This is a genomic window from Methyloversatilis sp. (assembly GCF_030698125.1).
Classification (GTDB): Bacteria; Pseudomonadota; Gammaproteobacteria; order Burkholderiales; family Rhodocyclaceae; genus Methyloversatilis.
Genome location: NZ_JAUYNV010000025.1, coordinates 304,758 through 324,506, shown reverse-complemented (window position 1 = coordinate 324,506; position 19,749 = coordinate 304,758). Strand labels below are relative to the sequence as shown.

Here is a 19,749-nt window from a genome sequence, read left to right as displayed (position 1 = left end):
CCGGTCAGCGTTCAGGCGCCGGCCAGCATCAGGAACAGGGTGGGGCGCCGGTCGATGCGCGCTACATCGGCCGTTTTCCACTGCGCCACCGTGAGCGTGCGTACGTATTGATCAGGTGCCGTCAGCGCGCTGGCGATGCACAGCAAGGTGTCGCCGCGGCAATGCGCGCGCAGGGTTTCGAACATTTTCAGATTTCGGTAGGGCGTTTCGATGAACAGCTGCGTCTGGCGCAGCTGCGCCGACGTCTTTTCAAGGGTAGCCAACGCACGCGCCCGCTCTGCGTCGTCCACCGGCAGGTAGCCATGAAACGCAAACGACTGGCCATTCAGCCCTGAAGCCATCAGGCCGAGAAGGATGGACGACGGGCCGACCAGCGGCACCACTTCGATACCCATGGCGTGTGCAGCGCGTGCCGCCAGTGCGCCGGGGTCGGCGACGCCCGGACAGCCGGCATCCGAGATGACGCCGGCGCTGCGCCCCGCGCGCACCGGTTCAAGCAGCGCACGCAGCGGAGAGCCGCCGCGCTCGGGTGGCAATTCGACGATTTCCAGCTCGCGCAGCGGCGTCGGATGCTCCAGTCGCTTCAATGTCGCCCGCGCCGATTTGGCGCTTTCGACCAGAAAGTAGTCGAGCCGGTGCGCACACTCCCGCACCGCCGAAGGTGTATCGGCCTGCCACAAGGCGCGGCTGTCGAGTGCGCTGGGCAACATGTAGAGCACACCGTGCGGTGGTGCGCTCATGGCAGCGGATAACCGATTCGGCGCAGCGTGCGGCTCAGCTCGATCAGCGGCAGGCCGACCAGTGCGGTCGGGTCGTCTCCGCTGAGTCGTTCCAGCAGCGCAATGCCGAGGGACTCGGATTTCGCGGCGCCGGCACAGTCGATCGGATCGTCAAGTTCGACATAGCGTTCGATTTCCGTTTTCGACAGCGTCCGGAACACGACTTCGGTCGGAACGACTGCTTCATGCAGCGCGCCGCTTCGCGCATCGAGGACACAGAGCGCGGTGTCGAAGGTCACTTTCGAGCCGCTCAGTTCGAGCAACTGGGTGATTGCGGCATCGCGCGTACCGGGTTTGCCGTAGCGACGGGCGCCGCACCAGGCGACCTGGTCGGAGCCGATGATGCAGCTGTCCGGATGACGGAGGGCGATCGCCTGTGCCTTGTTGCGGGCGAGCCGGATGGCCTGCGCACGGGGCGTTTCGTCACCGACGCAGGATTCGTCAATGTCCGGCGATGCAGTCGTGAAGGGCAGGCGCAGGCGCGCCAGCAATTCGCGTCGATAGCGCGACGAGGAACCAAGAACGAGCGGGGGCGGGGTATCAGACATAGGCGGGCGAGACGGCGTGTCGTTGCGGAACGCTTTGACAGTATTACGTGCCGGATAGTATCATTTTGGGTTTGATTCTTCGGCCCGATGCGCCCTGCAGGCCCGCCGACAGGCGGTCTGGTTCGAGCAGGGTGCGATAGAGGTTCCCGTGACAGGCATGGATGACAGCGACCGACAGCAGGCATCCGGCAAGGGTGACGGAATGCCCTGGCATCTCGACGCAATACAGTTTGCACGTACATCCGGTGTACTTGATGGCAGTACGGATGTCGCGTTGCTTGAACGTGTCGCGCAGGAGTGCTCGGCGGTTCCGGCACGGATAGACTGGTCGATCGCCGGGCAGGTAGATGACGAAGGCGCGTGCTGGCTTGAGTTGGCGCTTGCTGGATCATTGATGTTGCAGTGCCAGCGCTGCCTCGAGGACGTCGCAGTGGGTGTGCGCAGCCATTCGCGCTTCCGCCTTGTTCCGGCAGGTGAAGAATGGGGCGATCAGGACCTCGATGACGACAGCTATGAGGCGCTTGAGCTGGAAGGTCTGCTGGATGTGCGAACGCTGATCGAAGACGAGGTGTTGCTGTCGCTGCCCGCCATCGCGTTGCATGAACAGTGCAGTCCGCCTGGCGCGGGCGCCGACGCGGATGTGGCCAAGCCGTCGCCGTTCGCTGAGTTGGGCAGGTTGAAGCAGGGAAAGTAGTGAAAGTCGTAGGTGCCGGCGCTTGATGGCGCCGGTGGTGTGCAACAAGCAGGGTCGGCGCGTAGGCGCACTTCGACCGTTCGGCAGCCGCCGACCGGTCGGGAAAGCAGCGGCGACCCATCACGTTTTATTCATCCGGTTTTCCGGTAGGAGTGGTTCCATGGCAGTCCAGCAAAACAAGAAGTCCCCGTCGAAGCGCGGCATGCATCGTGCTCACGATTTCCTGACAGCACCGGCGACGGCAGTCGAATCGACGACTGGCGAGGTGCATCTGCGCCACCACATTTCCCCGAGCGGTTTCTACCGCGGCAAGAAGGTGCTCAAGACCAAGGGCGAGTGATCCCCTGTTCTGACTTTCCGGCGCACAGCCCGATGTCGGCAAGTTTCGGCCATCGTGACTGGACTGGATGCATCGCATGAGCTACACCCTCGCCATTGATTGCATGGGCGGGGACCACGGCCCGTCGGTCACCGTGCCGGCGGCCGTTTCCTATATCCGGCGTGATCCCGCGTGCAGCGTGCTGCTGGTCGGGTTGCAGGACGTTCTGAACGCTGAGTTGAAGCGCCTGGGTGCCGAAAACGAACCCAGGCTCTCTGTCGTGCACGCCACTGAAGTGATCGGCATGGACGAGCCGCCAGCGCAGGCGATGCGCGGCAAGAAGGATTCGTCGATGCGGGTCGCGATAGACCTGGTCAAGTCCGGGCGCGTGCAGGCGGCGGTCTCCGCCGGCAACACCGGTGCGCTGATGGCGATTGCAAAGTTCGTTCTGAAAACGCTGCCCGGGATCGACCGTCCGGCCATAGCGTCCATCCTGCCGACGATGAAGGGGCACACTTACGTGCTCGATCTTGGCGCCAACGTGGATTGCACCTCCGAGCATCTGTTCCAGTTCGGGCTGATGGGCGCCATGCTGGTGTCGGCACTCGAGTCACGCGAGCGTCCCAGCGTCGGCCTGCTCAACATCGGCGAAGAGGCGATCAAGGGCAACGATGCGGTCAAGGGCGCGGCCGAACTGTTGCGCGCCAGCGATCTGAACTTCTACGGCAATGTGGAAGGCAACGACATCTACAAGGGCACGACCGATGTCGTCGTGTGCGATGGCTTTGTCGGCAACGTGGCGCTGAAAACGTCGGAAGGTCTGGCGCAGATGATTGCGACCTTCCTGCGCGAGGAATTCAGTCGCGGACCGTTGCGCAAGCTCATGTACCTGGCTGCGCGGCCGGTGATCCAGGCCTTCCGCAACCGGGTTGATCATCGTCGCTACAATGGCGCCACGCTGCTCGGTCTGCGTGGCGTCGTCGTCAAGAGCCATGGCTCGAGCGATGCCTACGGATTCGAAGAGGCGGTGGCGCGTGCGGCGGATGCCGTGCGCAACGACCTGATCGCCCGCATTACCCTTTGCATGACACGTACCGAGGTGGCTGCATGACCTTCTGCCGTATCACCGGCACCGGCTCGTATTTGCCAGGATCACCGGTGTCCAACGACGATCTCGTTGCGCGTGGCATCGAGACGTCGGACGAATGGATTGCCGAACGAACCGGCATCCGGCGTCGACACTTTGCTGCCGACTCCGAAAAATCCAGCGATCTTGCTCTGCATGCCTGTCGCAGGGCGCTCGAGGCGGCGGGGCGCCCGGCGCAGGACATTGATTTGATCATCGTCGCGACGTCGACGCCGGATCAGGTCTTCCCGAGTACAGCCTGTCTGCTGCAGAACATGCTGGGGAACCGTACTGCAGTAGCGTTCGATGTCCAGGCCGTTTGCGCAGGATTCATCTACGCCCTGACCATTGCCGAAAAATTCATCCGCTCCGGCTCGCACAAGTGCGCCCTGGTGGTCGGTGCGGAAGTGTTTTCACGCATCCTGAACTGGGACGACCGCGGCACCTGTGTGCTGTTCGGCGACGGCGCCGGTGCGGTCGTGCTCGAGGCGTCGGACGAGCCGGGCATCCTGTCGTCGGTGCTGCACGCCGATGGCCACTACCACGACATCCTGTCGGTGCCCGGTACGGTGTGCGGCGGCAAGGTGTCCGGCACGCCGCTGCTGCAGATGGACGGCCAGGCGGTATTCAAGTTCGCGGTACGTGTGCTCGGCGACACCGCAATCGAATTGATGGACGCAGCGAAGCTGCCGATGTCTGCCCTCGACTGGCTGGTACCGCATCAGGCGAACGTGCGCATTCTTCAATCCACCGCCCGCCGGCTCGATCTGCCGATGGACAAGGTGGTGGTCACCGTGGCCGACCACGGCAACACCTCGGCCGCGTCGGTTCCGCTCGCGCTCGATCTGGCAGTGCGCGACGGTCGCATCCGGCGTGGTCAGATCGTCATGCTGGAAGGCGTCGGCGGCGGTTTCACGTGGGGCGGCGCGCTGCTTCGCTTCTGAAGGTCTTTCGAACATGCAGAAACTCGCATTTGTATTTCCCGGGCAGGGTTCGCAGTCGGTCGGCATGATGGCCGCGTACGGCGACGACTCCGTGCTCCGCAACACTTTCGATGAAGCGTCTGCCGCGCTGGGCGAAGACCTGTGGGCGATGGTGTGCGAAGGTCCGGCCGAACGCCTTGCCCTCACCACCAACACCCAGCCCTTGATGCTGACCGCCGGCGTGGCCGTGTATCGCAGCTGGATGACGCGTACCGGTCGTCGTCCCGACATGGTCGCGGGCCACAGCCTGGGCGAATACGCCGCGCTGGTCGCGGCCGGGGTGCTGACGCTGGCTGACGCGGTGCCGCTGGTCCGCCTGCGTGCGCAGGCCATGCAGGACGCGGTGCCGGCAGGGACCGGCGCCATGGCGGCTGTGCTCGGACTGGACGCAGCAGCTGTACAGGCCTGCTGCGACGATGCCGCGCAGGGGCAGATCGTCAGCGCGGTCAATTTCAATTCGCCGGAACAGACGGTGATTGCAGGCCATGCCGAGGCAGTGACGCGCGCCATGGCGCTGCTGTCGGAGCGCGGGGCCAAGCGCACCGTGGCGCTTCCCGTCAGCGCGCCATTTCATTGCGCCCTGATGCAGCCGGCCGCAGCGCGCCTGGCCGAAGCGCTGCCGAAGGTGGCGTTTGCCCGCCCGGCGATCACGCTGATCAACAACGTCGACGTTGCCTCGCCCGATGAGCCGGATGCCATCCGCGACGCGCTGGTGCGTCAGGCTGCTGCGCCGGTGCGCTGGGTCGAAGTCATCCAGCGCATGGCTGAGCTCGGCGCTGCCACGGTGGCGGAATGCGGTCCGGGCAAGGTGCTGGCCGGCCTGACCAAGCGCATCGACCGCAACCTAACGGGTGTGGCGCTGGCGGATGCGGCGTCGCTGGAACAGCTGGCACAACAGATCGGAGCCCGATGATGAGCGTGCTTGACGGACAAATAGCGCTGGTCACCGGTGCCAGCCGCGGCATCGGTCGCGCGATCGCGCTGGCCCTCGGCGCCGCAGGTGCAACCGTGGTGGGCACTGCGACGACGGAAGCCGGTGCGGCGGGAATCCAGCAGGCGCTCGATGGTGCAGGCATCAAGGGGCGTGGCATCGTGCTCGACGTCACGCGCAGCGAAGACATCACTACCGCGATCTCCGGTATCGAACAGGCGTTCGGTGCGGTTACGGTGCTGGTCAACAACGCCGGCATCACACGCGACAATCTGGCCATGCGGATGAAGGACGACGAATGGCAGGCCGTCATCGACACCAATCTGAAGGCGGTATTCACGATGTCGCGCGCCGTGATGCGCGGCATGATGAAGGCGCGCAACGGCCGCATCATCAATATCACGTCGGTGGTGGGTGAAACCGGCAACCCCGGCCAGGCCAACTACGCCGCCGCCAAGGCGGGCGTGGCTGGCATGAGCATGGCGCTGGCGCGTGAGCTGGGTTCGCGCAACATCACGGTCAATTGCGTGGCGCCGGGCTTCATCGCGACCGACATGACCGATGCGCTGGCGGACACGGCGCGCGCCGCGCTGCTGGGCCAGATCCCGCTCGGACGCCTTGGTACGACCGATGAAGTCGCGGGCGCCGTCGTGTTTCTCGCATCGCCGCAGGCCGCTTACGTGACCGGCAGCACGCTGCACGTGAATGGTGGCATGTTCATGCATTGACGCCAGCGGGGTCGGCGGTGTTGCCGACCGGTCGTTGCCGGCGAAGCGGGGCAGGCTTTCTGTTACACTCGCGCCACTTTTTTTAGTGCCCTGACGGACTCGTCAGGGCTTACACAGGGAAGGAGTTTCGCAATGGAAAACATCGAACAACGCGTCAAGAAGATCGTCGCCGAACAACTGGGCGTGAACGAAGCCGAAATCAAGAACGAGTCGTCATTCGTCGATGATCTGGGCGCCGATTCGCTCGATACGGTCGAACTGGTGATGGCCCTCGAAGAAGAATTCGAGTGCGAAATCCCGGACGAAGAAGCGGAAAAGATCACTTCGGTGCAGCAGGCCATCGACTACGTGAATGGCCATCTCGCCGGCAAGGCCTGATCGTTCATCGGACGGAGTACGTTTTGGCACGTAAAAGAATTGTCGTGACCGGTCTGGGAATCATTTCCCCGGTCGGCAACACCGTAGGGCAAGCCTGGGAGAACATCCTGGCGGCGAAATCGGGTATCCGGCGCATCACGCGCTTCGACCCGTCCGAACTGCCGGTACAGATCGCAGGTGAAGTTCGCGATTTCGACGTCGCCAACTATCTGTCCCCGAAGGAAGCCCGTCGCTTCGACACCTTCATCCATTACGGCATCGCTGCCTCGATGGATGCGATCCGCGACGCCGGGCTGACCGCATCACCCGACAACGCCGAACGTATCGGCGTATGCGTGGGTTCGGGCATCGGCGGTTTGCCGATGATCGAAGAAACGCACAACGTCATGCTGGCAGGCGGCGCGCGCAAGGTGTCGCCGTTTTTTGTGCCGGGTTCGATCATCAACATGATCTCCGGCATCATCTCGATCAACTACGGTTTCAAGGGCCCGAACTTTGCAACCGTCAGCGCGTGTGCGACCGCCAATCATTCCATCGGTGAAGCGATGCGCATCATCGAGTACGGCGATGCGGACGTGATGATTGCCGGTGGTGCCGAATCGACCATCTGCCCGCTCGGCGTCGCAGGTTTCGCAGCGGCAAAGGCCTTGTCGGGTCGCAACGACGATCCCGAAGCCGCCAGCCGGCCGTGGGACACCGGACGCGACGGTTTTGTGCTCGGCGAAGGTGCCGGGGTGCTCGTGCTTGAGGAGTACGAGCATGCAAAGGCGCGCGGTGCGCGTATCTATTGCGAACTCGCCGGTTACGGCATGAGCGCGGACGCCCACCACATCACCGCACCGCGCGAGGACGGTGAAGGTGCATCGCGCAGCATGAACAATTCGCTGCGCAACGCCGGCATCGCAGTCGACGGCATCGATTACATCAACGCTCATGGCACCTCGACGCCGCTCGGCGATATTGCCGAGACGGTCGCCGTGAAACGCTGCTTTGGCGAGCACGCGAAGAAGCTGTGCGTCAGCTCGACCAAGTCGATGACCGGTCATGCGCTCGGCGCAGCGGCCGGCATTGAGGCGGTGGTGACGGTGCTGGCCCTGCATCACCAGATTGCGCCGCCCACCGCGAACCTGCGGGATCAGGATCCGCTGTGCGACCTCGATTATGTGCCGCTGGTGCCGCGCGACTTGCGCATCCGCGCGGCGATGTCGAACGCGTTCGGCTTCGGCGGGACCAACGCCACGCTGGTGTTCAACCAGCTGTAGGGCCGTCGTTGTGGGCAATGACGGTCCAGCCGCTTTTGTCCGTATCGAACTTGAAGGGTCGCGTTGCTGCAGCGCGGCCCTTTTTGTTTGCGTTGCCGCGCTGATCGTTTCGGTTTTGCTCCGGCCCGTAGTGGCGCCGTTCGCTGCAGCGGGACTTGCGCTGACCGTATTCGCATGTCGGCGGGCTGCCTGGACCCGCATTCAGTTGAGCGAATCGGGACAGATGTCGGTTTGCCGGGCTGACGGATCGGTCGCAATGGGGCGACCCGTGACGGTACGAGCCGGGCGCGGTTGGATATCGCTGAGCCTGCGCCCCGATCAGGGTACGGGCTGCACGCTGATGCTGTTCGCCGACCAATTCACCGCTGCTGACGACTTCCGGCGTTTCAGGCGATGGCTGCGTGCAGCACTTCCTGATTACGCACACGACGCGGACGCAGGATGGTCGGGCTGGCGATCGCGCTGGTTTCCGGATAATCCAGACTGAAGTGCAGGCCGCGACTTTCGTGCCGCTGGATTGCGCTGCGCACGATCAGATGCGCGGTGAGCACAAGGTTGCGCAGTTCGATCAGGTCGTTGCTGATCCGGAAATGGGCGTAGTACTCGTCGATCTCGCGCTCGAGCAGGCGGATGCGGTGCAGCGCACGTTCCAGGCGCTTGTTGGTGCGCACGATGCCCACGTAGTCCCACATGAAGCGACGCAGTTCGTCCCAGTTGTGCGCGATCACCACCTGCTCGTCGGCGTCGGTCACGCGACTTTCGTCCCAGGGCGGCGGTGTCACCGGCGCGACCGGCTTGCGCGAAAGGATGTCCCGCGCGGCCGCGGTGGCATACACCAGACATTCGAGCAGTGAATTGCTGGCCAGCCGGTTGGCGCCGTGCAGTCCCGAGTATGAGGTTTCGCCGATTGCATACAGGCCATCGACGTCGGTACGCGCGCGCTGGTCTATCTTCACCCCACCGCAGGTGTAGTGCGCCGCCGGCACGACCGGAATCGGCTGCCGTGTGATGTCGATGCCCAGTTCGAGGCAGCGGGCATGAATGTTCGGAAAGTGACTGACCAGGAAATCGGCCGGCTTGTGCGACACGTCGAGATACACGCAGTCAAGGCCGCGCTTCTTCATTTCGTAGTCGATGGCCCGTGCCACCACGTCGCGCGGCGCCAGTTCGGCGCGTTCGTCGTGCGCCGGCATGAAGCGCTCGCCATCGGGCAGGCGCAGCAGACCGCCTTCGCCGCGCATCGCTTCGGTAATCAGGAAGGATTTGGCGTGCGGGTGGTACAGACAGGTCGGGTGGAACTGGATGAATTCCATGTTGCCGACGCGGCAACCCGCGCGCCACGCCATCGCAATGCCGTCGCCGGTCGCGGTGTCCGGATTGGTCGTGTACAGATAGACCTTGCCTGCGCCGCCCGTGGCGAGCACGACGACCGGCGCCGCGAAGGTGATGACATCGCCGGCTTCGATGTCGAGGATGTAGGCACCGGCGCAACCGAGATCAGGGCGACCGATCTTCCATCCGACGATCAGATCGACGGCAAGATGGCGCTCAAAGATGTGGATGTTCGGGTGACTGCGTACCTGGCCGGTCAGCGTCGTCTGGATCGCCGAGCCCGTTGCATCATCGACGTGCACGATGCGCCGGTGACTGTGGCCGCCCTCGCGCGTCAGGTGGTAACCCAGTTCGCCCTGCGCATCACGTGTGAATGGCACACCGCGCGCGATCAGCCATTCGATCGCGTCGCGGCCGTGTTCGACGACGAAGCGGGTGGCTTCCTCGTCACACAGGCCGGCGCCGGCGACCAGCGTATCGCGCAGGTGATGATCGACCGAGTCGGCGCTGTCGAGCACGGCCGCGATGCCGCCCTGGGCCCAGCTCGAAGCCGAATCCTCGACCTGTTTCTTCGTGATCAGCGCCACGCGCTGCCCTGCCTCGGCGAGGCGGAGCGCCAGCGCCTGTCCGGCGAGTCCGCTTCCAAGTACCAGCGCGTCGAAATTCAACACGGGAAAGAGCCGTCTGATAAAGCGCGCACTATATCGCAGCGCGCCGTCCGGCAATATTTTCTGTGCGCGACCGTACGCTTTTGCAGTGCCGGTCATTGACCGGATGAACTTTGCGGAGATGCCCCGGTCTGTTGCAGCATGGACGCGACCCTTACTCCCCTTCAAGCAGTACTCAGGCCTGAGCGCTCGGATATACTGCGCGCCAGTTCAAATGCCGTACCGGTGAAAGATCCGGGCAAAGCAACCGCACAAATGAGCGAGCGAGAAGTTGACCAGTTGCTGGTCGAGCGGGCGCAGCGCGGCGACAAGCAGGCCTTTGGCCTTCTCGTCACCAAGTACCAGCGGAAGCTCGGCCGACTGCTTTCAAGACTCATACGTGACCCGGCCGAAGTGGAGGACGTCGCACAGGAAGCCTTCATCAAGGCTTACCGCGCGTTGCCGTCCTTTCGCGGTGAAAGCGCGTTCTATACCTGGCTGTACCGGATCGGCGTGAATACCGCGAAGAACTATCTGGTATCGCAGGGGCGACGCGCGCCGACAAGCACTGAATTCGATTCGGAAGAAGCTGAAAACTTTGACGACAGTGACAATCTGCGCGACATCAACACACCGGAACGCCTGCTGCTCACCAAGCAGATCGGCGAAACGGTGAATGCCGCGATGGATGCCTTGCCGGAAGAATTGCGTACCGCAATCATGTTGCGCGAGCTCGAAGGCATGGCATACGAAGAAATTGCGACCGTGATGGACTGCCCTATCGGGACCGTGCGTTCGCGTATTTTCCGCGCCCGCGAGGCGATATCGGAAAAACTGCGGCCGTTGCTCGACACGGCTCCTGACAAGAGGTGGTAAGACCCATGAAAGAGAATCTGAGCGCGTTGATCGATAACGAACTCGAAGACCGCCAGGCCCAGCAGGTGCTCGATCGCCTGCACGCCGACGGTGACCTGCGCGACGAGTTTGCGCTGCAGGTTGCGGTCGGTGATGCCTTGCGCGGCGACATCGGACTTGGCGCAGCCTTTACCGCGTCGGTGATGAGCCGGCTTGACGATGAGCCCACGGTTCTGGCGCCGGTCACGCGTCGGTCGGCGGCCGCCCCGAAGCGTATGTGGATGTCGGCAGCGGCCGCTGTCTCCGGCGTGGCGCTCGTGTCCTGGCTCGGACTTGATCTGATGCCTGCCGGCACACCCGTCCAGTTGGCGGCCAGCACGCCGTCAGTGAGTTACACGCCGCAGGTACGTGCAACCGGCGCGAACAACGACGCGCCCTTGCGTGCCTACCTCGTTGCGCACCACGGCTATTCGCCCACCGGGAGCATGCAGGGCGTGGCGCTCTACGCACGTGGTGTTTCGGATGCTTCGGCCGACGACCGTCGATGATCTTCCGCGCGGTCTGCTTGCTGGCCGCCCTGATCGGCGGCCCGGTCGCTTGGGCGCAGAGCCAGGCTGAAGCACTTTCCATGTTGAGCCGGGCGGTCACTGCCTCGCAAAACCTGTCCTACGCCGGTACTTTCGTTTATCAAAGCGGCGCGAATGTAGAAACGTCGCGCATCGCCCACTACGTCGATTCCGATGGAAATTCCATCGAACGCCTGGAAGTGCTCGACGGCAGTCCGCGTGAGGTAGTGCGCATCAATGACGAGGTTCGCTGTTACCTGCCGAAAGAGAAGATCGTCATCGAAGACCGGCGGGGTTCGCGCAAAACCTTCCCTTCGCTGCTTCCGGAATCGATCAACTCGCTCGGCGAGTTCTACGCAATCAAGCGCGGAGCGTCCGGTCGCGTCGCGGGTTTCGAGACGCACTCGGTGTTGCTTGAACCGAAAGATGGTTTCCGTTTCGGCTACGTGTTCTGGATCGAGGCGCAGACCGGATTGCTGCTGAAGGCGCGCATGGTCAATGAACGCGGCGAGGCGATCGAGCAATTTGCGTTTGCACAACTCGAAATAGGTCTTCCGCTCAGTCGCGAGGATGTACGTTCGCGCATGGCGGCGATGTCCGAAGGCTGGGCGGTGCATTCCGCCAGCACGACCACAGGTCAGAACGTGGATGTCGGCTGGGTTGCGAGCGCGCCAGTGCCGGGGTTCAGGCAGATTGCCGGCATGCGTCGCTCGCTCGGACCCGACCGTCCGGACATGGTGCACATGGTGTTCTCGGACGGGCTGGCGGCGATATCGGTGTTCATCGAGCCCTTCCGCAAGGAAGACGGCAATTTCATCGGGCCGATGAAGCATGGCGCGGTCAATGTGTTCAAGCGCCGCGTCGGCAACTTCATCGTCACCGCGCTCGGCGAAGTGCCACCGCACAGTCTGCTGCGCATGGTCGAGGGCGTGGAGCAGAAGCGCTGATGGACATCCGGCAGGGTCAGGTGCGACGCGTCGCCGGTCGCCTTGCCTGGGTGGACGTCGTGCGCAGCAGCGGCTGCGGCCGCTGTGACGATGTCGGTGGCTGCGGTCAGGCATGTTCAGCCCGCCCGACCACCTACGTGATTCCGATATCGCACGCGGTCGCAGAAGGCGATCGTGTCGAGGTTTCGGTTCCGCAAAATGCCCCGCTGGTTGCCGCGCTGATGACCTATGGCGTCGGTCTCGCCGCCATGTTCGCCGGTGCGCTGCTTGCGCGCGTCGTCGTCGGCGACTCGGATCTGGCGGTTGCAGCCGGGGCCGTTACCGGCCTCGCCGCATCCGTGCTGTGGCTTCGACGCGTGCAGCCGCGTGCCGAGCTGCTGCCGGCGATCCGTTCCGTTCCGCAAACCCGAACCCGTCCGGAATCATGAAAGCATTCATTGCCGCGCTGTTCCTGAGTTTTGTCACGACGTTTGCCATGGCGGCGGCGCCGGCGCAGCCGCCCGCACCACGCCAGTTGCCGGATTTTTCCGAGCTGGTCGAGCGGCAGGGGCAGGCGGTCGTGAACATCAGCACGACGCAGAAGGTCAGCACGCGCGCCATGCCTCAGATGCCACCCGGCATGGACGAAAATGACCCGATGTACGACTTCTTCCGTCGCTTTGTGCCCCAGCAGCCCGGCGGCCCGGGGTCGCCGGATGCGCGCTCGCTGGGATCCGGCTTCATCGTGTCGGCCGACGGCTATCTGCTGACCAACGCGCACGTCGTTGACGAGGCGGAGGAAATCACCGTCAAGCTCAGCGACAAGCGTGAGTTCAAGGCGCGCGTCATCGGCGCCGACAAGCGCACCGACATTGCGGTGCTGAAGATCGACGCCAGCGGCTTGCCGATGGTGAAATTCGGAGATGCGACCAAGCTGCGCGTCGGCGAGTGGGTGGTGGCCATCGGTTCGCCGTTCGGCTTCGAAAGTTCGGTCACGGCCGGCATCGTGTCGGCCAAGGGGCGCTCGCTGCCGCAGGAAAACTTCGTGCCCTTCATCCAGACCGACGTGGCGATCAATCCGGGCAATTCCGGCGGACCGCTGTTCAACCTGCGCGGCGAAGTGGTGGGCATCAACTCCCAGATCTACAGCCGCAACGGTGGCTTCATGGGACTGTCGTTTGCGATCCCGATCGACGTCGCGATGGACATCCAGTCGCAACTGCGCGCCAACGGGCGCGTGCAGCGCGGGCGCATCGGCGTCGTGATCCAGGAGGTGACGAAGGAACTGGCCGATTCCTTCGGCATGAAGCGGCCGGAAGGCGCCCTGGTCAGTTCGGTCGAACCGCGCGGCCCGGCCGAAGTCGCGGGCATCGTGCCGGGGGATGTCATCCTGCGTTTCGACGGCAAACCGGTGGAAGGATCGGGCGACCTGCCGCGACTGGTCGGCGGTACCAAGCCGGGCGCATCGTCGATCGCCCAGGTGTGGCGCAATGGCGCCACGCGCGACATTGCGGTCACCGTGGCCGAGCTGAACGACGATCTGGCCGATCCGCGACGCGGCCGTCGTGGCGGCGGTGCGCCGGAAGCAGCACCGCAGTCCAACCGCCTGGGTCTGGTGCTGTCCGAAGTGACGCCACAGCAGCGGCGCGGCATGCAGATCGAAGGTGGCCTGCGGGTGGAAAACATCACCGGCGGCGTCCGGTCCGACCTGCGCATCGGCGACGTCATCCTGGCCGTCATTGCGCGTGGCAAGCAGACACCGGTGTCCACGCTGGATCAGTTCAACAGCATCCTGTCCAGCATGGAACCGAAGATCGGCCTGACCGTTCTGGTCCGGCGGGGCACCAACCAGACCTTCCTGACATTGCGCGTGCCGAATGGTCAGGACGCGGAGAAGTGAATCTGCCGCCGAATGCGCCGGCGCTGACGCTCTATCTGCGTCGCTGGTGCCATCTGTGCGACGATCTGCTCGAGCAGCTGACGCCGATGATCGCGCCGCTTGGCGTCGAAGTGCGTGAAATCGACATCGACGAGCACCCGGAATTCGAAGCCGCCTATGGCGAACACATCCCGGTGCTGTGCGCGGGCGAGCGCGAACTGTGCCGTCACCGGCTTGATCCGCAGGCGGTGCAGGCCTATCTGCTAGAATCGCGCGCTTGATCTCGTCGGTCCGGCTGACCAGACAAGGGTGCCGCCATGGGCACCCTTTTTCATTCCTGTTTCCACTCTGACGATGCAGCACATCCGAAACTTTTCCATCATTGCCCACATCGACCACGGCAAGTCTACGCTGGCCGACCGTCTGATCCAGCGCTGCGGCGGTCTGTCCGATCGCGAAATGGAGGCGCAGGTCCTTGATTCGATGGATCTGGAGCGCGAGCGCGGCATCACGATCAAGGCACAGACCGCGGCCCTGCGTTACAAGGCCAACGACGGTCAGATCTATCAGTTCAACCTGATCGACACCCCGGGTCACGTCGATTTCTCCTATGAGGTGAGCCGCTCGCTGTCCGCCTGCGAAGGTGCGCTGCTGGTGGTCGACGCGTCGCAGGGCGTCGAGGCGCAGACGGTGGCCAACTGCTACACCGCGCTTGATCTGGGCGTGGAAGTGGTGCCGGTGCTGAACAAGATCGATCTGCCGCAGGCGGATCCGGAGAATGCGCGGCAGGAAATCGAGGACGTCATCGGCATCGACGCGACCGATGCGATCCAGTGTTCCGCCAAGACCGGACTGGGTATCGACGACATCCTCGAAATGATCGTAGTGCGCATTCCGCCGCCCAAGGGTGATCCGGCGGGGCCGCTGAAGGCACTGATCATCGATTCCTGGTTCGACAACTACGTCGGCGTCGTCATGCTGGTGCGCGTGGTCGATGGCGCATTGAAACCGAAGGACCGGATGTTGTTCATGTCGACCGGTGCGCAGTACCAGGTCGATCAGGTCGGCGTGTTCACGCCCAAGTCCCTGCCGCGCGAAAGCCTGTCGGCGGGCGAGGTCGGTTTCGTCATCTGCGGCCTGAAGGAACTGAAGGCAGCCAAGGTCGGCGACACCATCACGCTGGCGGATCACCGTGCGCCCGAGCCGCTGCCCGGCTTCAAGGAAATCAAGCCGCAGGTGTTTGCCGGGCTGTATCCGGTGGAAGCCAGCGAGTACGACCAGCTGCGCGAGTCGCTGGAGAAACTCAAGCTCAACGACGCCTCGCTGCAGTACGAGCCGGAAGTATCGCAGGCACTGGGTTTCGGTTTCCGCTGCGGCTTCCTCGGCATGCTGCACATGGAAATCGTGCAGGAGCGGCTGGAACGGGAATTCGACATGGACCTCATCACCACGGCACCGACAGTGGTGTACGAGGTGCTGATGAACGACGGCAGCATCGTCATGGTCGAGAACCCGGCCAAGCTGCCCGAAGTATCGAAGATGTCGGAGATCCGCGAGCCCATCATCAAGGCGGTCATCTTCCTGCCGCAGGAATATCTGGGTGCGGTGATCACGCTGTGCGAGCAGAAGCGCGGGCAGCAGGTGAACATGCTGTATCACGGCCGTCAGGTGCAGCTCACCTACGACCTGCCGATGGCCGAGGTGGTGTTCGATTTCTTCGACAAGCTCAAATCGGTGTCGCGCGGCTACGCTTCGCTCGACTACGAATTCAAGGAATACCGCGCAGCGGACGTGGTGAAGCTCGACATCATGGTGGCGGGCGAAAAGGTCGACGCCCTGTCGGTCATCGTGCACCGGGCCAACGCGCAGTACCGCGGCCGCGAAGTGGCGGCCAAGATGCGCGAGCTGATTCCGCGCCAGATGTTCGACGTGCCCGTGCAGGCGGCGATCGGGGTGCACATCATTGCGCGCGAAACCATCAAGGCGCTGCGCAAGAACGTGCTGGCCAAGTGCTACGGCGGCGACATTTCACGCAAGAAGAAGCTGCTCGAAAAGCAGAAGGCCGGCAAGAAACGCATGAAGCAGGTAGGCAACGTCGAAATACCGCAGGAGGCGTTCCTCGCGGTACTGCGTGTCGACGACAAATAAAAAGACTGGACCCGAATCTTGAATTTTGCACTCATCCTTTTCGTGCTGTGCGTGGTCACCGGCATCCTGTGGGGCCTGGACCGCATGGTATTCGCGCGCAAGCGGCCGGCCGGCGCGCCGGACCCCTGGTGGGTTGAATACGGCGCAAGCTTCTTCCCCGTCATCATCGTCGTGTTCGGGCTGCGCAGTTTTGTCGTCGAGCCGTTCCGCATCCCGTCCGGGTCGATGATCCCGACGCTGCTGATCGGAGATTTCATCCTGGTGAACAAGTTCACCTACGGCGTGCGTCTGCCGGTGCTGCACGACAAGATCATTCCGATGAATGATCCGCAGCGCGGAGATGTCATGGTGTTCCGTTACCCGGCCGATCCGTCGGTCGATTACATCAAGCGCGTGGTCGGCCTGCCGGGCGACACGGTGGCCTACCAGAACAAGCGGCTGACCATCAACGGTGTCGAAGTCCCGCTTGAACCGGCGGAAGACTACTTCCACAGCGAGCGCGCCTACTACTCCAATCGCTACAGCGAAACGCTGGGCGACGTGCAGCATCACATCCTGAACGACCGTGACGCACGTGCCGACATTCCGACCGCACTCGATTTTCCGGGGCGCGAAAACTGCGTCTACAATCGCGAAGGGGTGCGCTGCGAAGTGCCGGTGGGCCACTACCTGGTGCTGGGTGATAACCGTGATCAGAGTGCCGACAGCCGCATCTGGGGTTTCGTGCCGGACAAGAACATCGTGGGCAAGGCTTTTTTCATCTGGTTCCACGCGGACACCATCCTGCCGCCGAAGGGCATCGATTTCGGACGTATCGGCAGCTTCAGGTAGTTTGATCGCACCATGAGGAGTCAACAGATGCTGCGCAAGCAATCCGGTCTGAGTCTGGTGGGTTTCCTGTTCGTTGCGGGCATCGCCGGCATCGTTCTGGTACTCGCAATGAAGACGATTCCGGCGGTCATCGAGTACTACACCATCCTGAAGAACGTGAATGCCATCGTGAAGAACGGCGAAATCAAGGGCGGCACGGTAGCTGACTACCGCAACGCCTTCGCCAAGCGATCCATCATGGATGAAATGTCCAGCGTCACGCCGGCGGATCTCGACATCATCAAGGACTCGAACGGCGTCGAGGTCTCGTTCGCCTACGACCGCAAGGTGCATATGTTCGGGCCGGTGAGCATCCTGTTCGAATTCGAAGGGGCGGCCATCGGGCCGAACTGACGTCGTGACCTCCGCCGGGCAGATCGAGCAGGGGCTCGGCCACGTCTTCCTGTCGAAGCACCTGCTTGCCCAGGCGCTGACCCATCGCAGTTTTTCCGCCACGCACAACGAACGGCTCGAATTTCTCGGCGATGCCGTGCTCGACTGCATCGCCTCGGACCTGCTGTGCGAGCGCTTCCCCGATCTCCCGGAAGGCGTGCTGTCCCGCTTGCGCGCCAACCTGGTCAAGCAGGACACGCTGGCCGACATGGCGGGCGAACTCGATCTCGGCAGCGCGCTCCGTCTGGGCGATGGCGAAGTGAAGACCGGTGGCCGTTCCCGACCGTCCATCCTCGCCGATGCACTCGAAGCCTTGATCGGCGCTGTCTTCACCGAAGCCGGCTACGGCGCGGCGCGGCAGACGGTCGCGCAGCTGTTCGGCGCGCGCCTGACCGGTCTGAACCCTGAGCTCGATTCGCGCGACCCGAAAACCGCATTGCAGGAGTGGCTGCAGGCACGACACAAGCCGCTCCCGGTCTATGAAATCAGCGCCGTGACCGGCGCGGCACATGCCCAGGCTTTCCGTGCGCGCTGCCGCGTCGAGGCACTGGGCCTCGCGACCGAAGGCGAGGGCAGCAACCGGCGCACCGCCGAACAGGCCGCCGCATCGCGCGCGCTCGAACAACTGCAGGGACAGACATGACCGATTCCATTGCGGACGGCGAATTGCCGGACACGCCGCCCGATACATCACCGACCACGCCGCCGATCACCCACTGCGGCTTCATCGCCATCGTCGGTCGGCCCAATGTCGGCAAATCGACGTTGATGAACCGTCTGATCGGCCAGAAGGTGAGCATCACCTCGGCCAAGGCGCAGACCACGCGGCACCGCATACACGGGGTGCTGACCCGCGACGCCCGTCAGTTCGTGTTCGTCGACACGCCCGGCTTCCAGACCAAGCACCGCAATGCGCTGAACCGCGTGATGAACCGCTCGGTCACGCAGGCGCTGGCCGACGTCGACGTGATCGTGTTCGTCATCGAAGCGGGCAAGCTGACCGAAGCCGATCAGGAAGTGATTGCGCTGCTGCCGAAAGACCGGCCGGTGCTGTTGCTGCTGAACAAGACCGACAAGGCGGGTGATCGCGCAAAGTTGCTGCCCTTCGTCGAGCGCATTGCGAAGCTGCACGATTTCCACGCCATCCTGCCGGTCAGTGCGCAGCGCGGCGACGGGCTGGATGCACTGATGAAGGTGGCGGGCGACCTGCTGCCCGAAGGTCAGGCCATGTTCGACGCCGACGACTTCACCGACCGCAGCGAACGGTTTCTTGCCGCCGAGTACATCCGCGAAAAACTGTTCCGGCAACTGGGCGACGAGCTGCCGTACGGGCTGGCGGTCGAGATCGAGCGCTTCGAGGCGGAAGGCAATCTGCGCCGTATCGCGGCGGCGGTCATCGTCGGCCGCGAGGCGCACAAGGGCATCGTGATCGGCCGCAATGGCGAAGTGCTGAAAACCGTCGGCAGCGCGGCGCGCCACGACATGGAAAAGGTGTTCGACTCGAAGGTATTCCTGGAGCTGCACGTGAAGGTGCGCAGCGGCTGGGCCGACGACGAACGCGCGCTGAAGAGCCTGGGTTTCGAGCCGTGAGCGCAGTGGTGCTGTCTGCCGCGAGGCGGCGCAGCCAAGGTCGCCGGAAGGCGGTCAGGTGAATTCTGGCAAGCAGCGGGTGGACGGCCAGCCCGCCTTCCTGCTGCAGGCCCACCCCTACCGCGAAACCAGCCTGGTGGTCGATGTATTCAGCCGCGATTTCGGCCGTATCGGCCTGGTGGCGCGCGGTGCCAAGCGACCGCGTGCGGCGCTGCGTGGCGTGCTGGTGGAATTCCAGCCGCTCGAACTGGGCTGGTTCGGCCAGGGGGAGTTGCGTACGCTGGCGCGCGCCGAATGGCAGCGCGCATGGCCCATGCTGTCCGGCCCGCGGCTGCTGCTGGGCTACTATCTGAACGAATTGCTGCAGCGCCTGCTGGCACGCGAGGATGCGCACCCGGCGCTGTTCGACCGCTATGCCGACACGTTGCAGAAGCTGGCGCTGGCACCGGGCGAAACGGCCAGCCATCAGGTGCTGTTGCGCAGCTTCGAGAAATCGCTGCTGCAGGAACTGGGTTACGGGCTGACGCTGGACGTCGACGCGCACGGCGACGCGCTGGCTGTAGATGCTTCGTACCATTACGTGCCCGATCAGGGCCTGGTGGCGGGCGACGCGGGCGCGCCTGACGTTGTCAGCCTGACTGGCGCGCAGGCGCTGGCGATCAGCGGTGACGATTACGGCGATCCGCAGGTCGCGCGTCTGGCACGAACACTGATGCGCACGCTGATCGCCCACTATCTGCAGGGGCAGGAACTGCGAACCCGGCGTGTATTCATCGAATTACAGGATCTCTGACT

23 protein-coding genes are annotated in these 19,749 nt (G+C 63.7%); 20 read left to right on the top strand and 3 right to left on the bottom strand.

Annotated elements, in window-relative coordinates:
* Nucleotides 1-11 precede the first annotated feature (11 nt).
* Nucleotides 12-740, bottom strand: a complete 729-nt coding sequence (locus Q8Q80_RS11250; RefSeq protein ID WP_305632990.1) for an SAM-dependent methyltransferase — start codon at nucleotides 738-740, stop codon at nucleotides 12-14.
* Nucleotides 737-1,327 (bottom strand): nucleoside triphosphate pyrophosphatase, encoded by a 591-nt coding sequence (locus Q8Q80_RS11245; RefSeq protein ID WP_305632989.1) that lies wholly within the window; start codon nucleotides 1,325-1,327, stop codon nucleotides 737-739. The genes Q8Q80_RS11250 and Q8Q80_RS11245 overlap by 4 nt, the downstream gene beginning before the upstream one ends.
* Before the next feature lie 157 nt (nucleotides 1,328-1,484).
* On the opposite strand from Q8Q80_RS11245, the gene Q8Q80_RS11240 reads away from it, so the two are divergent.
* From Q8Q80_RS11240 to fabF, 8 genes are all read left to right on the top strand, one after another.
* Nucleotides 1,485-2,021, top strand: a complete 537-nt coding sequence (locus tag Q8Q80_RS11240) for a DUF177 domain-containing protein (protein WP_305632988.1) — start codon at nucleotides 1,485-1,487, stop codon at nucleotides 2,019-2,021.
* A 160-nt stretch (nucleotides 2,022-2,181) separates the two neighbouring features.
* A complete protein-coding gene (rpmF, locus tag Q8Q80_RS11235; RefSeq protein WP_019917801.1) occupies nucleotides 2,182-2,361 on the top strand; it encodes a 50S ribosomal protein L32 in 180 nt (59 codons plus the stop codon).
* A gap of 76 nt (nucleotides 2,362-2,437) precedes the next feature.
* Nucleotides 2,438-3,451 (top strand): phosphate acyltransferase PlsX, encoded by a 1,014-nt coding sequence (gene plsX, locus Q8Q80_RS11230; RefSeq protein ID WP_069040174.1) that lies wholly within the window; start codon nucleotides 2,438-2,440, stop codon nucleotides 3,449-3,451.
* A complete protein-coding gene (locus Q8Q80_RS11225) occupies nucleotides 3,448-4,410 on the top strand; it encodes a beta-ketoacyl-ACP synthase III (RefSeq protein WP_305632987.1) in 963 nt (320 codons plus the stop codon). Before plsX ends, Q8Q80_RS11225 begins: the two co-directional genes overlap by 4 nt.
* Nucleotides 4,411-4,423: 13 nt before the next feature.
* Nucleotides 4,424-5,362, top strand: coding sequence for an ACP S-malonyltransferase (gene fabD, locus Q8Q80_RS11220; protein ID WP_305632986.1), 939 nt, complete (start codon nucleotides 4,424-4,426; stop codon nucleotides 5,360-5,362).
* Nucleotides 5,359-6,108, top strand: a complete 750-nt coding sequence (fabG, locus tag Q8Q80_RS11215) for a 3-oxoacyl-ACP reductase FabG (protein ID WP_371132747.1) — start codon at nucleotides 5,359-5,361, stop codon at nucleotides 6,106-6,108. The genes fabD and fabG overlap by 4 nt, the downstream gene beginning before the upstream one ends.
* A 132-nt stretch (nucleotides 6,109-6,240) precedes the next feature.
* Nucleotides 6,241-6,486 carry an acyl carrier protein gene (acpP, locus tag Q8Q80_RS11210; RefSeq protein WP_069040177.1) on the top strand — a complete coding sequence of 82 codons (246 nt, stop codon included), beginning with the start codon at nucleotides 6,241-6,243 and terminating at the stop codon, nucleotides 6,484-6,486.
* Nucleotides 6,487-6,509: 23 nt separating this feature from the next.
* Nucleotides 6,510-7,748, top strand: a complete 1,239-nt coding sequence (fabF, locus tag Q8Q80_RS11205; protein ID WP_305632984.1) for a beta-ketoacyl-ACP synthase II — start codon at nucleotides 6,510-6,512, stop codon at nucleotides 7,746-7,748.
* Nucleotides 7,749-8,134: 386 nt separating this feature from the next.
* Here fabF and nadB read toward each other — a convergent pair whose 3' ends face one another.
* Nucleotides 8,135-9,751: an L-aspartate oxidase gene (gene nadB, locus Q8Q80_RS11200; RefSeq protein WP_305632983.1), complete on the bottom strand. Its 1,617-nt coding sequence runs from the start codon at nucleotides 9,749-9,751 to the stop codon at nucleotides 8,135-8,137.
* Nucleotides 9,752-10,003: 252 nt separating this feature from the next.
* Here nadB and rpoE point away from each other — a divergent pair, with 252 nt between their 5' ends.
* From rpoE to recO, 12 genes are all read left to right on the top strand, one after another.
* Entirely contained in the window at nucleotides 10,004-10,603 is a 600-nt protein-coding gene (rpoE, locus tag Q8Q80_RS11195; RefSeq protein ID WP_069040772.1) for an RNA polymerase sigma factor RpoE, read from the top strand.
* Between the two features lie 5 nt (nucleotides 10,604-10,608).
* Nucleotides 10,609-11,130, top strand: a complete 522-nt coding sequence (locus tag Q8Q80_RS11190; protein ID WP_305632982.1) for a sigma-E factor negative regulatory protein — start codon at nucleotides 10,609-10,611, stop codon at nucleotides 11,128-11,130.
* Nucleotides 11,127-12,095, top strand: coding sequence for a MucB/RseB C-terminal domain-containing protein (locus Q8Q80_RS11185; protein WP_305632981.1), 969 nt, complete (start codon nucleotides 11,127-11,129; stop codon nucleotides 12,093-12,095). Before Q8Q80_RS11190 ends, Q8Q80_RS11185 begins: the two co-directional genes overlap by 4 nt.
* Nucleotides 12,095-12,523 (top strand): SoxR reducing system RseC family protein, encoded by a 429-nt coding sequence (locus Q8Q80_RS11180; protein WP_305632980.1) that lies wholly within the window; start codon nucleotides 12,095-12,097, stop codon nucleotides 12,521-12,523. The genes Q8Q80_RS11185 and Q8Q80_RS11180 overlap by 1 nt, the downstream gene beginning before the upstream one ends.
* On the top strand, nucleotides 12,520-13,974 hold the full coding sequence (locus tag Q8Q80_RS11175) for a DegQ family serine endoprotease (RefSeq protein WP_371132746.1): 1,455 nt from the start codon (nucleotides 12,520-12,522) through the stop codon (nucleotides 13,972-13,974). The genes Q8Q80_RS11180 and Q8Q80_RS11175 overlap by 4 nt, the downstream gene beginning before the upstream one ends.
* Nucleotides 13,971-14,234: a glutaredoxin family protein gene (locus Q8Q80_RS11170; RefSeq protein ID WP_305632979.1), complete on the top strand. Its 264-nt coding sequence runs from the start codon at nucleotides 13,971-13,973 to the stop codon at nucleotides 14,232-14,234. The genes Q8Q80_RS11175 and Q8Q80_RS11170 overlap by 4 nt, the downstream gene beginning before the upstream one ends.
* Nucleotides 14,235-14,307: 73 nt before the next feature.
* A complete protein-coding gene (gene lepA, locus Q8Q80_RS11165) occupies nucleotides 14,308-16,101 on the top strand; it encodes a translation elongation factor 4 (RefSeq protein ID WP_305632978.1) in 1,794 nt (597 codons plus the stop codon).
* A gap of 18 nt (nucleotides 16,102-16,119) precedes the next feature.
* Nucleotides 16,120-16,932 (top strand): signal peptidase I, encoded by an 813-nt coding sequence (gene lepB / locus Q8Q80_RS11160; protein WP_305632977.1) that lies wholly within the window; start codon nucleotides 16,120-16,122, stop codon nucleotides 16,930-16,932.
* A gap of 27 nt (nucleotides 16,933-16,959) precedes the next feature.
* The gene (locus tag Q8Q80_RS11155) at nucleotides 16,960-17,325 is read left to right on the top strand and encodes a DUF4845 domain-containing protein (RefSeq protein ID WP_305632976.1); all 366 of its coding nucleotides are present in this window, start codon (nucleotides 16,960-16,962) and stop codon (nucleotides 17,323-17,325) included.
* 4 nt (nucleotides 17,326-17,329) lie between these two features.
* Nucleotides 17,330-18,007, top strand: a complete 678-nt coding sequence (gene rnc, locus Q8Q80_RS11150; protein ID WP_305632975.1) for a ribonuclease III — start codon at nucleotides 17,330-17,332, stop codon at nucleotides 18,005-18,007.
* Complete coding sequence (gene era / locus Q8Q80_RS11145) at nucleotides 18,004-18,954, top strand: GTPase Era (RefSeq protein ID WP_305632974.1); 951 nt, start codon at nucleotides 18,004-18,006, stop codon at nucleotides 18,952-18,954. Before rnc ends, era begins: the two co-directional genes overlap by 4 nt.
* A 58-nt stretch (nucleotides 18,955-19,012) precedes the next feature.
* Nucleotides 19,013-19,747 (top strand): DNA repair protein RecO, encoded by a 735-nt coding sequence (gene recO / locus Q8Q80_RS11140; protein ID WP_305632973.1) that lies wholly within the window; start codon nucleotides 19,013-19,015, stop codon nucleotides 19,745-19,747.
* Nucleotides 19,748-19,749: the final 2 nt, after the last annotated feature.